Here is a 13,776-nt window from a genome sequence, read left to right on the forward strand (position 1 = left end):
AGCTAGCTCAAACAGCTGGAAGAACACTCGCTTAATCAGAGGAATGACTTTGTTGCACTTGACTTGACAATTGGGGGATTGCTTCTTCTTAAAATCGCGCTAGATTATTGTTCAGTTTGTTGTGTTACAGCTGGTGTGGTAGCATTCGAAACCTGAGGAACCTCATTGGACTGATACTGAGGGACTTCTGCGGGAACGACTTGTTGAGGTTGACCTGTTTGGCTAGCTTGATTCGTATCAGTTGATTGAGTATTCTGATTGGTCTGCATTCCGTAATAGTCTACAATGTACTGAATACGAGCTTGAAAGGCCTGTTTCTTGGTTTCGTCCTTCACTTTTTCTACAGCCTCTTGCGCAGCGGTTAAGGTTTCTTGAGTTGCTGTGGTTTCAAAATGAGCAACTGCTCTTTCAGCCGCTTCAGCGATTTTCGCTTCCTCTTCTTCTTTGGCTTTTTTAGGGTCTTTCTTCTTAATAGGAAGAGAACCTGTTTTTTTGGTTTCTTGCTTCACTACTGTAACTTGGTCTGCAGAATTTTTACGAACCGTATAAAGCCCACCGACAAGAACTCCTGTCAAGATGAATATCGTTGCCAATCGAAGCCACAGGGGACTACGATCAAAACGGTCTAAAATTGTTTTCATTTTCCTTTCTCCCTCTCCAGCCTTAGTTCTTATCGAAAATATTTCCGATTTCTACATCAATTTTATTTTCTGCTACATCAATGTTGGTCACACGTAGAAGTGACTTGTGATCGAATAAATCTTTACTTCTAGCCGAAGCATTGTCCGCAAAAATAGCGACTCCTGCCAACTCTGAATCGAACTCAGCTAAGAGGCTAACCATCCCACTGATCGTTCCCCCTCCTTTAAGGAAGTCATCGACAATCAAGACACGGCTTCCAGCTTTCAAACTACGTTTGGATAGGAACATTTTCTCAATCCGATCGCCACTGGAACCAGATACGTAGTTGACACTGACCGTTGAGCCTTCTGTAATTTTCAAATCGCGTCGTACAATGACAAAAGGAACATTTAAGACATTGGCTACCGCGTTTGCTAATGGGACACCCTTAGTGGCTACCGTCATGACAGCATCGATTTTTTGATCTCGGAAGGCCTTGGCAATAATGCGACCAATATTATTTAAGATTTTTGGATCACTTAGCAAATCCGAAAGGTAGATATAACCACCTGGTAAAATCCGGTTACTTTCTGACAATTGATTGCACAAATTTTGGACGATTTCTTTTGAATCTGCATCCGAAATCGATGGTGTAAAGATGACCCCTCCACCTGCACCGGTAAGAGTTTCAATGCTTCCAATTTCCATTTCTTCAAAGGCCCGTTTAATAATGACAATGTCCTCAGAAATAGATGATTTGGCAGATTCGTATCTTTCGGCAAATGTATTTAAACTCGTCAATTCGTAGGGATGATTAATCAAGTAATTCGAGATTACAACCATCCGCTCACTTCTTCTTAGCTTCATTTTCTCTCCACATAGTTTTTTTATTGTATTATACCATATTATACCAAAAAACGAACATTGTTAGTCTCACAACATTCGTTTTTGGTTTTTTTACTAACAAACCAAGAGCAGGTTATTTAAGGCCAGTTTATTAGGAATCTTTTAAATTTGGCTTATAGAAGGAGCGATTGTCCAAGGCAAAAATCTTATTGGTCATTTCACCAGGGCCTACTAAAGCTAAGGCAGAAGTCATCATCATCATTTCTGCATCTAGGTTATCAATCATATGGATGATCTCGGCTTCCATGATTTTTGGACGAACCGGGCTACCATATTCTAGTAAACCATGGTGACTCAAAATCACATGGCGCAACACAATCACATCTTCTTTTTGATCGTAAATCTTTAACTCTTGTAAGACCTTGGTAATTTCTTCATCGATGAGAGCGATGTGCCCGATGAGGTTCCCTCGAACTGTATACTCTGTATTTTCAGGCCCTGATAGCTCCAGTACCTTGGCAAGATCATGGAGCATGATGCCGGCATAGAGGAGACTCTGGTTTAATTGAGGATAAACCTGAGAGATGCTCTCAGCCAAACGAACCATGGTGGCTGTATGATAGGCTAAGCCAGTCTCAAAAGCATGGTGGTTGGTTTTGGCTGCAGGATATGAGTAGAACTCTTTGTCGTACTTGCTGTATAGCGCCCGCACCACACGTTGCCAAACTGGATTTTCTATTTTGAAAATCATTCCCGATAGGTAATCTTTCAAATCGACTGGATTTACCGGAGGTTTTTCCTTAAAGTCTGCTGGATTTGATGGCTCCCCACTTTGAGGTAAGCGCAAGGTTAACTGATTGACCTGAGGCGTATTGTTGTAGACCTCCCGACGGCCACTCATATGAACCACACGCCCAGCCTGAAATTGCTCCACATTATGTGGCTGAGCATCCCACAATTTTCCTTCAATCGTGCCTGTCTCATCTTGGAAGACAAAGGCAAGATAGTTCTTTCCAGCACGTGTCTGACGAACATCTGCTGACTTAATGAGGTAGAAGCCTTCAAATAATTCGTCTTTTTTCATTTGATTAATTTTGACCATCATCTTCTCCATCTTCTAAATTCAATAGGCTTGCTATATCTAGATTCTCTGACGTTTCAATGTTTCGGAGTGTGCGCTCGATAGCATTTGTTCTTCGGTTTAAGAGGTCATCAATGTTGCCAGAGGCATGCTTCAACTGCCGTTGGGTCTTTTCTAAAACGCCTCCAAATTTTTGGAACTCCGTCTTGACGGATGCAAGGACCTTGCTAATATCATCCGCACTTCGTTGAATATTCAGGGTCTTAAATCCAACCGATAGGGAATTCAACAAGGCTGAAAGCGTACTTGGCCCCGCGACGACGATCTGTTCCTCTCTTCGGAGGCGATCAAAGAAGGCTGGATCGCGGACCACTTCTGAATAGAGGCCTTCCGTCGGTAAAAAGAGAATCCCAAAATTAGTGGTAGCAGGCGGATAGAGGTATTTTTGATGAATGTCCTTGGCAAATTGTTTGATACTAGCCAATAGGAGCTTGCGACAACGCTCAATCTCCTCTTTCTCTCCACTTTCATAGGCTTCTTCCAGTCGGTAATATCCCTCCAGAGGAAACTTAGAGTCGATTGGCAGATAGACGTATTCCCCTCTTACCTGACCAGGCATCTTGATTGCATACTCGACGCGTTCGCTGGAATGGGGAACTGTTACGAACTCTCTCTCGTATTGGGCGGGAGTTAGGATATCTTCGATGATCTGGCCCAGTTGGAGTTCTCCCATAATCCCACGGGTTTTGGTATTGGAGAGGACCTTATTGAGACTCCCCACATCTCTAGCGACCGTCTGCATTTCCCCAAGGCCTTTATTGACCGATTCCAATTGTTTGGAGACCGTCTCAAAGGAGGTTTGGAGACGACTGTGCAAGGTTTTTTCCAACTTTTCTTCGACCGTTTGACGCATCTGCTCCAACCGCAAATCATTGGAAGCTTGAATCTGTTGCATCCGCTCGTCCGTTTTGTCACGGTTTTTAGTGAAGTTCTCAGCAAGTTCTGTTCGTAAAGCAGTCGTTTGCTGATGCATTTCTGTCCGTAATTCCATTAGACGGTCACTGATCGCCATCTCTATCTGCTGGCCAGTGATTTGCTGAGCTTGTCGCTCTCTCTCAAATCGGTAATCCAGCTGATCCGAAAGATGATCTTCTTGATCCTCCAGTAAGTCACGGACCTGTTTGTTATCAGCTGTCCGTTGCTGGTAGAGCAAGAAGAGCAAGACAAGATTTCCCACTCCTAATACAAAAAGGATTAATTCCATCTTATTTCCCATCCTTGCTATAAATAATAAGGGCGTAGCCTCGATCAACGGTTAAGGTAATCGGCTGATTGATAAACTCGTTGGAACCATAAATAGCCTTTTTAAAATAATTGGTCTGATTTAGGGGATACTTGGCTCCTTCAATCTGGAAGGAAGCTCCCTCAACTGGCATAAAAGCTACATAGATATATCCTGCTATAGGCAGAATGGTATGGCAGCCTACTGGACGATAGCAGAGATAATTTTGTTGGTCCATCAAGTAAAGTTGCGACATAAAGGGTGCAATCTCTGGATCGCTGGGCAAAAAAACGCTGGCCAAGTGGTGATCCAGGCGACCACCAAAGGCTCCAAAAATTAGGATTTCCGCTTGAGGCCAACGTTCTAATACTTCCTTAATCGCTAATTCCAGATCCGTATCATTTTTTTCTGCTACCGAGGTCCGTAATTCATGAGCCGCAGATTGAATACTCTGGAATTCCTCTGGCTCGACAGAGTCAAAATCTCCAACTGCTAAAGATAGTTCCAATCCTTGCTCTAATAGGAAAAGGCAACCTGCATCCACTCCGACATAAACATCCAAGTCTAGCGGAATAGCTTCCACTCGGCCTCCAGCTACAATCGCAACCTTAGTCTTGGATGGCTGCTCGAAGGGTTTGAACTCGTTCATTCACATCTCCATTAAACACATAGGAACCTGCTACAAAGACGTTTGCTCCTGCTTCTTTCGCAGCGTGAATCGTCTTATCATCAATTCCCCCATCGACTTCAATATCGAAATCCAAGCTTTTTTCTTCACGCAATTGAACCAATTGACGAATCTTATCCATGGTTTCTGGCAGGAAGGCTTGCCCACCAAATCCTGGGTTGACAGTCATGACAAGTACTTGGTCTACCAAGTTCAAGATGTGTTGGATACTTTCAACAGGGGTCCCTGGATTGATGACCACACTTGGTTTTACCCCTGCCAAGCGAATTTTTTGAAGGGCCCCATGGATGTGTGGAGTCGCTTCTACGTGAATGCTAATGATATCTGCCCCGGCACGCGCAAACTCTTCAATATGTTGCTCAGGATTGGTAACCATCAAGTGGCAGTCAAACACTAGCTTGCTGTGAGGACGCATACTAGCAACTACACCAGCTCCAAAGCTGATATTAGGCACAAAGTGGCCGTCCATCACATCGATATGAGCGTACTCCGCACCAGATGCTTCTAATTTTTTCAATTCACTTTCAAAATTTGCATAATCTGCACTCAAAATAGAAGGGGCTAATTTCATTGTTTTCATATGTCATCCGTCTCCTCATTTAGGTAATTTTTTTGATACTTTTTTATAGGTTTCTCGCCTATTTTCTATCTCACTCAAAAACTGTAAGTAATCTTCAAAGCGGAAAGAAGCAATCCTACCTTCTTCCACTGCAGGTTTAACCGCACAGGATGGTTCATGGGTATGGGTGCAAGTCCGGAACTTACAATCCTGACTCACCTGGGCAATATCTGGAAAAGCATGATTAAGATCTTCCGCATTATCCACTTCATAATCTAAAGAGGAGAAGCCAGGGGTATCCGCAATTTTTCCTCCATTGAGATCATAAAAGCTGACCGCACGTGTCGTATGACGGCCTCGTCCGAGACTGTCAGAAATCTCTCCTGTTTCCAACTCCAACTCCGGAGCCAAGGTATTCAAGAGGGTCGATTTCCCCACTCCTGTTTGGCCCATAAAGACCGTCACCTGATCCTTCAAGAGAGGCAAGAGCTCTTCCTTGTCCGTGACAAAGTCATAGCCCATTTGGCGGTAGACTTCTTGAAAAGGAAGCATCCCAGCTGGTTCTTCTAGTAAGTCCATTTTGGAAATATAAACAACCGGATGAATCGCCTTTTGCTCCAAGAGGACCAAAAAGCGGTCCAATAAATTAACATTAAAATCGGGCTCTTTGGCAGACATGATGACAACAGCCTGGTCAATATTAACAATCGGTGGGCGGACTAAGCTATTCTTTCTTGGGAATATTTTTAAAATATAGCCTTCCGAATTTTCTTCGGCTGAAAATTCTACCTTATCTCCAACATAGGGAGTTTGTCCCTTTTTCCGGAAATTTCCTCGGGCGCGTGTTTGGTATATTTCCCCCTCGCACTCCACATAATAAAAACCGGCCAAGGCTTTAACAATCGTTCCTTGCAACTAGCACTCCTTTAAAGTTAATACTACCATTATATCAAAAAATATACGATAGCGCTTGCTTACTTGGGGATGAAAAAAGAAGTCCATTCAGTTTTTTTGAGCAAGATGCAGACAAGGGGTTGTAAACGTTTTCAGATAGGTTTATAATAGAGGAGACGGACATAATATATATGCCTATCGTGGGAAGTACAAACCATTTTATAGAAAGGAAGTGACGGAGACTGATACATTTCTTGACGAAGCTACCTGATTAGTAATGAAAGAAGCCCTCTTTTTGGTGCCTGATTTCTGACTTTCATACTAATCCCTGCCAGTTATAAGGAGGTCCTTTATGAGTTTTTCATTTCTTTCTAAGAGTAACCCTCTCGTTTCTAATGTAAAGAAAGGGAAGTTCTTAACCCCTTGGTTTTTAGCTCCCTTTATTCTCTATTACATCACCCAGTACATGTCTCCGATCAGTACTGCTTCCACAAACTTCTTTTTGAACAAACAAAGTTGGATTCCCGACTGGTGGAATATTCTGGATCTTTTGTCCTTCCTCTACACCATCATCGCCTTCTTCCTCTGGGTGAAACTCATTGAAAAACGACCGGTTCGAACCATGGGCTTTTCCAAAGGAAATGGTCTCTCCGAATTCGCTAAGGGGGTCTTGGTCGGCGCCATTATGATTACCACGGTATTAATCGTCTTCTTTATTACTGGTGATGTTCGTTTCGATCGCATTCAATTTAGTCTTCCTTTCCTCGTATCTTGGATCTTGGTTCTGATTGGCTATATTTTTCAAACGGCAGCAGAAGAAATTTATATCCGTGGTTGGTTGATTCCGATTATTTCTTATCATAAGAATGCTTACTTAGCTATCCTCATCTCTTCTACCATGTTCTCCTACTTCCACTTGAACAACAACGGAGCTTCTTGGCTCTCAACGGTTCACCTCTTTGTTTTCGGTCTCTTCACAGCTGTCTATGCCTTAAAGAGAGGAAATATCTGGGGACCTTGTGGCTTCCACTTCGCCTGGAACTTCATTATGGGCAATGTCTACGGCTTCCATGTCAGTGGCTTTGATAGTGAATCCTCTCTGATGTACTTCACGACTTCAAACCGGACCTTTATCACAGGTGGTGAGTTTGGACCTGAAGGCGGGATCCCTGGCTTAGTCGTCTTTCTCCTTGCTCTCTTATGGGCCATCTTTATTCTCAAAGATACCTCTGCAGAACAAGAAGAACTCTATCCTCAACTGAGTTATGAATAAGTAAAAGAAAGAAAAGGCTGGATTTTCCCAGCCTTTTTCTGTTTCCTCTATAGGTTCGATAAAAAGAAACATGCTATTTTTTCTTGGCATTTCTTTTAAAAAGAGTATAATAGAACTATGCGGAGGTGGTGGAACGGCAGACACGCATGCTTCAGGCGCATGTGCCCCTTCGGGCGTGAGGGTTCAAATCCCTTTCTCCGCATCTTGGAAAGGTGGCTCAGCTCGGTACAGCACCGGACTCGAAATCCGGCAAGTGGATTTTCTTCACGCGCGGGTTCAAATCCCGTCCTTTCCTTCTATCACTCAAAAAGACATGGGCTTTGTAGTCCATGTCTTTTCTATTATTTTATCCCTGCATCAAGAAGGCCATCTGCCAAGCGGGCGAAGTCTTCTAAGCTAAGTGCTTCTCCTCGTACAGAAGGTTGCAAACCGGCTGCTTGGATCCCGGCTTCCAGTTTGGCTTTGATTTCTTCGGTCTTGCCAAAGCGACTGGTCAAGTTGTTCCAAAGCGTTTTGCGGCGGTGGACAAAGCTAGCCTTGCTGACAGTGAAGAAGAAATCTTCATCCTTGACGGTTACTGCTGGTTCTTCACGACGCACCATCTTGAGGATAGCAGAGTCGACATTTGGCGCTGGCACAAAGACGGTACGTGGTACGATAAAGGCCACCTTAGCCGTCATATAGTATTGGACAGCAATGGACAAAGACCCATAAGCCTTGGTATTAGGTTCGGCTGAGATGCGGTCTGCCACCTCTTTTTGCATCATGACCACAAATTCTTGGAAAGGAATTTTAGACTCAATCAAGTGCATGAGGATCGGAGTCGTGATGTAGTATGGAAGGTTGGCCACTACTTTGATCGGAAGCTCTGGATTTTTAAACTCTGCGATGTACTGGTTGAGATCCACCTTGAGGATATCTTGGTTGACCACCGTTACATTGTCAAAATCACGCAAGGTATCCGCTAAGATAGGCACCAAGCGGTCATCAATCTCAAAGGCCATCACTTCTGCGGCATTTTCTGCCAAAAACTCAGTGAGAGCTCCAATTCCGGGACCGATTTCGATGACATTGACTTGCTTATCAATCTCAGCAGTATCGACAATCTTTTGAAGGATATTAGTGTCAGTCAAAAAATTCTGACCGAAGGATTTTTTAAAGGTGAAGCCATGGCGTTCAAGGACTGCCTTGGTCACACTATAATCTGCAATTCTCATTTTTTCTCTTTTCTAATCCGTTTAGTGTGAGATATACTCTCTCTTTTTTCTCCGCAGGCTAATCTAACAGTCTTCCACAAAGGCATTCTGCTCCGCTTGATAAACATAAGCCTCCCCGTTCTTATCTAAGATGGTTTCCAACAAGGGCTCCATTTCCAAGGCGTCTTCAAGACTGATAATGGTGATCTTAGATGAATCATCCAAATCTTCCTGGGACTCAAAGCCTGTAAAGAATTGCCAACCACTATCTTGTGGATGATGAGGGGCATCGTGAATCGCCCAATTAATCTCACGTCGTAGGAAGCAATCCTTGGTAATCATGGCTCCTTTTTGTGTATCAAGATTCAGCGGAGGAACCATCAGGCTTGCAATATGTTCCCGTGCAAAATCCAGCTCATCTCCAAGCTGGATGGAGGTAATATAAGCGGGTTGATTGGTTAAACGTCCTTTGAACTTCCCATCGTGGATTTCAGTGAGTTCGACCCACATACGCTCTGCTCGACACCCATTCTCCAAGACTGTATCTAGCACAAAGATGAGGCGAACCTGATCCCCAAGCTTCAATTGGTTGATTTCTTCTTGGCTCGGAATCAAAAAATGTCGCGGGTTCTTTTGGTGCTCTGCTTGAACATTCTCCAAAGAAAAGCCTATCTCTTTTTTCTTATCTTTAAATAGGTCGAACAATCCCATCTTCTACCTCTATCTCTTTTTTAATAACTGGCCATCGTTTCTTCGACTTGCGCCAAACAAATTCCAAACAACTCCAAGCGTTTGAGCAATTGCTTGCCATTACAGTAGCCGATACGCAAGGATTCGCCTAGATATTCCCGTCGTTTGCGACTGTCACTCCCCATCAGCAGACCGAGCCGCATCAAGTCCGACTTGGTAATATCAAAGAAATGCTCATCTTCATAGGAGCCCACTAGTCCAGATAGGGCCTTTTCTAAGTCTTCAAAGCTAGCATGCTCTACTCCCAAGGAACGGCCCTTGGTTTTGGATTTGGGTACTGCTTCACCACGATTTAAAAAGGCATGCTTGGCTTGTGGAATTTCTTGCATGATGACCTTACGAATGCGCTCCCCATTGTAGTCTGGATCCGTGAAGACAATGACTCCACGCAACTCTTGCAAGATAGCAATTCGTTCGAGATCATCTTGATCGATCGCAGAGCCTCGGGTTTCATAAGTATCTACTTCATAAAACCGACGGAGATTAGCTGTGTCGTCCTTGCCCTCCACGACAATCACTTCGGGTATTATTCTTTTCTCAGTCAAGGCCAAATACCTTTCTCGCATTATCATAAGTTGCTTGAGCCACTTCTTCTGTCGTCAAGCCACGTAGTTCTGCAATAAAGTCTACTACATAACGGGTGTAGGCTGTTTTATTTTCTCGACCTCGCTTAGGAACTGGAGCTAAATAAGGAGCATCTGTTTCGACCAAGATTTTGTCCAAAGGTAACTCTTTGGCTGCCTCCTGAGTGTCTGTCGCTTTTTTAAAGGTTACCACTCCCGAAAAAGAGATCATCATTCCCAGATCCATGAAGCCTTTAGCGTCCTCCAAAGTCCCTGAGAAAGAATGCATGATCCCACCGCGTGGACCCACTCCTTCACTCTTGATAATGGCATAAGTGTCTTCTAGTGCATCACGGGTGTGAACCACAAAAGGTAAGTCCAGTTCCTTAGACAGCTGAATCTGACGACGGAAAACCTTTTCTTGAATGTCTTTTGGTGCCGTCATCCAGTGGTAGTCCAGACCAATTTCTCCTAGAGCAACGACTTTGGGATGTTTCAACTGTTCCAGTAGATAGGCCTCTACCTCAGGACTATAATCGGCCGCCTCAGTGGGATGCCACCCAAGCGTCAGATAGAGTTCTGGGTACTGGTCTGCCAATTCTAATGCTCGCTCAATGGTCGGTTTGTCAAAACCAACGATATTGTGAGCTACAACCCCCATTTCCTTGGCTAAGTCGAGTTCTTCTTGTTCTTTTCCTGCGAATTCTTCCACATTGAGATGGGTGTGGGTATCAAAAATCTGCATGATCTTCCTTTTCTTCCGATTTTTTCTTCTTTCTATTATAGCAGAAAGCGCCTCTAAATTCACTTTCGGACAAAACAAAAACCAGTAGTCTCGAGTTTCTACTGGTTTTTAGTTTTTTATCTTAATTAAGCAGCCAAAACTTTGCGTCCTTTACGACGACGAGCTGCCAATACGCGACGGCCATTTTTAGTTGCCATACGGTGACGGAAACCATGTTTGCGCGCACGACGAAGTTTACTTGGTTGATAAGTACGTTTCACGATGAATACCTCCTCATAGATTTTGTATTCGTTTAGCCGGCTAGTTGTGATCAGTTACTAAACATACTTTACTATTCTATCTGATTCGACTCTATTTGTCAATAGCTATGGCAAAAATGTTGCAAATATAGGCTAGACAAGACTTGCCTATCCTTGACGCGTCGCTAGATAATAGGGTTCTAGTGCTGTCATCGCGCTCTGGAGTTGATCCAAGACATCTTCGATAGATCCTACCTCAACTAAGGGAATGTCGTATTTGACCAGAACCTTGCGAACTACTCCATCTGCTACTGCTTGGAGAAGAGAGAGGCGATTCTTTTCTATTCCTTCGATCCTTCGACTCTCTCCATTTTCTTGAGCAAGATAATAGACTGGCTGAGAAATGGGAAGGGTGAGAACCTTGTGTTGCTTTTGAAGGCTCTGCTCATCTTTTTTTCGCTCGATAAAGCTCACCTCTAAGGAAACACCAAAATCAGCTGCATCTCCATAGAGCCTCAAGGCATACATGGGCTCTGCCAGAGTCCCTTCTCCTTTTAAATAGGCCCAAAAATGAGGCCTTAGGACCTGTGCCTGGTTCATCCACTGGCTGGTTCGCTCCTGCTCTAAGTAAGAATACCGTTTTTGAAAGGCTGAGACCAAATCCGTAAATTCCTTACGAGCCGCCTGTCCCATTGCGCGGTACTGTTCCATCTCTTGGGCTAACACTCCTGCCTTCGCTGGTGACTGGTATTTGATTCCTTGAAGCTTTAAAAACTCTCGAATCGCTGCAAATGCCATCTGTTTCCTTTCTACTCCTAACAAAAAGAGAGAGCGGTTCTATCCCGTCCCTCTCTCATGGGCAATAATAGCTAGATTATCCTTCGATGTCCACAACTACATAGCGGTTTGGTTCTTCCCCTTCAGAATAGCTAGTGACCCCTTCCATCTTGGAGACAATTCGGTGAATGATTTTACGTTCACTATTGGACATTGGATCGGTCTGTTGGGCTTGGCCATCCTCGAGGGCCCGTGTTGCTAACTTCTGAGCATAGCTTTGGAGAACTTCTGCACGATGCTCTACATAGTCATTGACATTAATGGTAATGTAAAAATTCTTTGAGTAGCGGTTATAGAGATAGTTTTGTGCCAAGAGTTGAAGAGCTTTCAAGACTTTACCATGGTAACCAATCACGCGCCCTGGCTCATTGGTATCGATCTGCATATTGACCATACGACGGTTATGGCTACTTGAAAGCGTTGCATCGACATCCATCTCATCAACAACAGTTTGAACATAAGCAGTTACATCTGTGACAACTTCTTCGATGTCGTAGTTTTCTTCTACTTCAATACCAAGATTTGAGAAATCAGACTCGTTTGCTTCTTTTGCGACTGGTTCTTTAACCTTCTCAAGAATATGTTCATGCCCTTTTTCTTCCAGAACGGTGTCTGCTTCTTTGTCATGTTTGAGGATTTCTGTCTTGATTTCTTCAGAGACAACTTCTCCTTCTTCTTCGACCTTTTTGATCGCTGCAACGACACGTCCTAAGTCAACTGTTGCTTCGCTTACGGTCTTAACCGGTTCGTTTTGCGCGTTGATTTCTTCTGGTACACCCTTTACAGCTTGTTGATTGGCTTTGACAACTGTTGTTTCTGCAATCGGTTCAATCTCTACTTGGGCTGGTTTTTTACCAAATAAGCCAAGAAAACCTTTCTTCTCACGAGCCACAACCGTAATATGTGCCTTCATACGGGGAATATCTAATTCGTTCAAGCCATTTTGGATAGCTTCTTCTACAGTTGCACCGGTATATAGGACCATATGTCCACCTCTTTCTTATTTTCTTTTTTTCTGTGCTTTCTTTAAGGCACGACGTTTTTGTTTTTCTATTTCTCGAGTAGCTTGCTCTTTTGCTTCACGCTCTGCGATAATCTTGAATGGGTTGTTCAAGAGATAGGTTTGTACGACTTGGTAAGCATTTGAAGTCACCCAGTATAGAGCAACCCCGCTGGCTGAGAACAAGGCGAAGAAGAAAATCATCACAGGCATCACATACATCATGGTTGTCGCACTCCCGTTACGCTCTGGCAGGGCTTTATTGGTCAACCAACTGCTGAAAAATGTAAAGAGGGCAGCAAGAAGAGGCAAGATATAAGTCGGGTCAATCGCTCCAAGGTCCAACCAAAGGAAGTGACCGACTTTAAGGAATTCCACACGGCTCAGCGCTTGGAATAGGGCCATCAAGACCGGCATCTGGATCAAGAGAGGAAGGAAGGCTGAAGATGTTTTGACACCTTTTTCCTTGTAAAGGGCCCGCATCTCTTCAGAAAGCTTGGTCCGACTATCTAGATCCTTGCCAGGATACTTGGCTTGCAATTCCTTGAGTAAGGGTTGAATTTCCTGCATCTTGCGGGTTGAATTCATTTGATACTGGAAGAGAGGCAAGAGGACCGTCCGGATGACAATGGTAAAGACAATAATCCCAACACCGATACTGCCACCAAACGACAAGAAGCGGATGGCTTCTGCAAAGAAGTAGACGAAGCGTTCCCAACCACCTGTCGAGTCGGCTGTCACTTGAGACGTCCCACAAGCTGTCAAGACCAATAAGGCCGCTCCTAATAATCCAGTTAACTTCAGTTTCTTTTTCACATTATTCCCTTTCTTGGTAGACATGCGCTAATTTTAAGACATGTACGAGATTTTTCTCTACTTGATGGAAGTCGAGCTCCTCCACTCCTTTACGAGCAATGACGACAAAATCATCGGTCGTAAGGCAGGCTTGGTGCTTGATCAAAACATGGCGAATCAAACGTTTGATGCGATTTCTAGTCACAGCATTTCCTAGTTTCTTACTAACAGACAGGCCGACTCGAAAATGCGGTTGGTCTTTGCTCAGACGGTAAATAACGAATTTCCGATTGGCAACATTTTGACCACTTTTAAAAATAGCATTAAAATCTTTGTCACGTTTGACGCGGTAGCTTTTTTTCAAACCTCCACTCCCTCTATTAAATTTATTCTATTATACCACATTT

General features: G+C 43.8%; 17 protein-coding genes and 2 tRNA genes. 3 read left to right on the forward strand and 16 right to left on the reverse strand.

Features of this window, described 5'->3' with window-relative positions:
• Positions 1 to 104: 104 nt before the first annotated feature.
• From K1J10_RS04045 to rsgA, 7 genes are all read right to left on the reverse strand, one after another.
• Positions 105 to 641, reverse strand: a complete 537-nt coding sequence (locus tag K1J10_RS04045) for a hypothetical protein (RefSeq protein WP_223355953.1) — start codon at positions 639 to 641, stop codon at positions 105 to 107.
• 22 nt (positions 642 to 663) lie between these two features.
• On the reverse strand, positions 664 to 1,488 hold the full coding sequence (gene purR, locus K1J10_RS04050) for a pur operon repressor (RefSeq protein WP_223355954.1): 825 nt from the start codon (positions 1,486 to 1,488) through the stop codon (positions 664 to 666).
• Positions 1,489 to 1,618: 130 nt separating this feature from the next.
• On the reverse strand, positions 1,619 to 2,569 hold the full coding sequence (locus K1J10_RS04055) for a 3'-5' exoribonuclease YhaM family protein (protein WP_223355955.1): 951 nt from the start codon (positions 2,567 to 2,569) through the stop codon (positions 1,619 to 1,621).
• A complete protein-coding gene (locus K1J10_RS04060; RefSeq protein ID WP_223355956.1) occupies positions 2,556 to 3,812 on the reverse strand; it encodes a DNA recombination protein RmuC in 1,257 nt (418 codons plus the stop codon). The genes K1J10_RS04055 and K1J10_RS04060 overlap by 14 nt, the downstream gene beginning before the upstream one ends.
• Position 3,813: 1 nt before the next feature.
• The gene (locus K1J10_RS04065; protein WP_073690263.1) at positions 3,814 to 4,479 is read right to left on the reverse strand and encodes a thiamine diphosphokinase; all 666 of its coding nucleotides are present in this window, start codon (positions 4,477 to 4,479) and stop codon (positions 3,814 to 3,816) included.
• Positions 4,439 to 5,098, reverse strand: a complete 660-nt coding sequence (gene rpe / locus K1J10_RS04070) for a ribulose-phosphate 3-epimerase (protein WP_223355957.1) — start codon at positions 5,096 to 5,098, stop codon at positions 4,439 to 4,441. The genes K1J10_RS04065 and rpe overlap by 41 nt, the downstream gene beginning before the upstream one ends.
• 15 nt (positions 5,099 to 5,113) lie before the next feature.
• The gene (gene rsgA, locus K1J10_RS04075) at positions 5,114 to 5,992 is read right to left on the reverse strand and encodes a ribosome small subunit-dependent GTPase A (RefSeq protein WP_223355958.1); all 879 of its coding nucleotides are present in this window, start codon (positions 5,990 to 5,992) and stop codon (positions 5,114 to 5,116) included.
• A 331-nt stretch (positions 5,993 to 6,323) separates the two neighbouring features.
• On the opposite strand from rsgA, the gene K1J10_RS04080 reads away from it, so the two are divergent.
• The 3 genes from K1J10_RS04080 to K1J10_RS04090 all read left to right on the forward strand — a co-directional run bounded on the left by K1J10_RS04080 (position 6,324) and on the right by K1J10_RS04090 (position 7,539).
• Entirely contained in the window at positions 6,324 to 7,244 is a 921-nt protein-coding gene (locus K1J10_RS04080) for a CPBP family intramembrane glutamic endopeptidase (RefSeq protein WP_223355959.1), read from the forward strand.
• A 119-nt stretch (positions 7,245 to 7,363) separates the two neighbouring features.
• Positions 7,364 to 7,446 (forward strand) — tRNA-Leu (locus K1J10_RS04085).
• A 4-nt stretch (positions 7,447 to 7,450) separates the two neighbouring features.
• Positions 7,451 to 7,539: transfer RNA gene (locus K1J10_RS04090), tRNA-Ser, on the forward strand.
• A gap of 46 nt (positions 7,540 to 7,585) precedes the next feature.
• On the opposite strand, the gene rsmA is transcribed toward K1J10_RS04090, so the two are convergent.
• From rsmA to rnpA, 9 genes are all read right to left on the reverse strand, one after another.
• A complete protein-coding gene (gene rsmA, locus K1J10_RS04095) occupies positions 7,586 to 8,461 on the reverse strand; it encodes a 16S rRNA (adenine(1518)-N(6)/adenine(1519)-N(6))-dimethyltransferase RsmA (protein ID WP_223355960.1) in 876 nt (291 codons plus the stop codon).
• Positions 8,462 to 8,524: 63 nt separating this feature from the next.
• A complete protein-coding gene (locus K1J10_RS04100; RefSeq protein WP_223355961.1) occupies positions 8,525 to 9,151 on the reverse strand; it encodes an immunity protein Imm33 domain-containing protein in 627 nt (208 codons plus the stop codon).
• Between the two features lie 20 nt (positions 9,152 to 9,171).
• Positions 9,172 to 9,735 carry a ribonuclease M5 gene (rnmV, locus tag K1J10_RS04105; RefSeq protein WP_223355962.1) on the reverse strand — a complete coding sequence of 188 codons (564 nt, stop codon included), beginning with the start codon at positions 9,733 to 9,735 and terminating at the stop codon, positions 9,172 to 9,174.
• Positions 9,728 to 10,498 (reverse strand): TatD family hydrolase, encoded by a 771-nt coding sequence (locus tag K1J10_RS04110; protein ID WP_223355963.1) that lies wholly within the window; start codon positions 10,496 to 10,498, stop codon positions 9,728 to 9,730. The genes rnmV and K1J10_RS04110 overlap by 8 nt, the downstream gene beginning before the upstream one ends.
• Before the next feature lie 125 nt (positions 10,499 to 10,623).
• Positions 10,624 to 10,758 (reverse strand): 50S ribosomal protein L34, encoded by a 135-nt coding sequence (gene rpmH, locus K1J10_RS04115; protein WP_003003086.1) that lies wholly within the window; start codon positions 10,756 to 10,758, stop codon positions 10,624 to 10,626.
• Between the two features lie 147 nt (positions 10,759 to 10,905).
• The gene (locus K1J10_RS04120) at positions 10,906 to 11,535 is read right to left on the reverse strand and encodes a ribonuclease P (RefSeq protein WP_223355964.1); all 630 of its coding nucleotides are present in this window, start codon (positions 11,533 to 11,535) and stop codon (positions 10,906 to 10,908) included.
• Between the two features lie 76 nt (positions 11,536 to 11,611).
• A complete protein-coding gene (gene jag, locus K1J10_RS04125; protein ID WP_223355965.1) occupies positions 11,612 to 12,559 on the reverse strand; it encodes an RNA-binding cell elongation regulator Jag/EloR in 948 nt (315 codons plus the stop codon).
• Between the two features lie 15 nt (positions 12,560 to 12,574).
• On the reverse strand, positions 12,575 to 13,390 hold the full coding sequence (locus tag K1J10_RS04130; RefSeq protein WP_223355966.1) for a YidC/Oxa1 family membrane protein insertase: 816 nt from the start codon (positions 13,388 to 13,390) through the stop codon (positions 12,575 to 12,577).
• Position 13,391: 1 nt separating this feature from the next.
• Positions 13,392 to 13,733: a ribonuclease P protein component gene (rnpA, locus tag K1J10_RS04135; protein WP_009731762.1), complete on the reverse strand. Its 342-nt coding sequence runs from the start codon at positions 13,731 to 13,733 to the stop codon at positions 13,392 to 13,394.
• Positions 13,734 to 13,776: the final 43 nt, after the last annotated feature.

This window comes from Streptococcus australis (assembly GCF_019930045.1).
Classification (GTDB): Bacteria; Bacillota; Bacilli; order Lactobacillales; family Streptococcaceae; genus Streptococcus; species Streptococcus australis_D.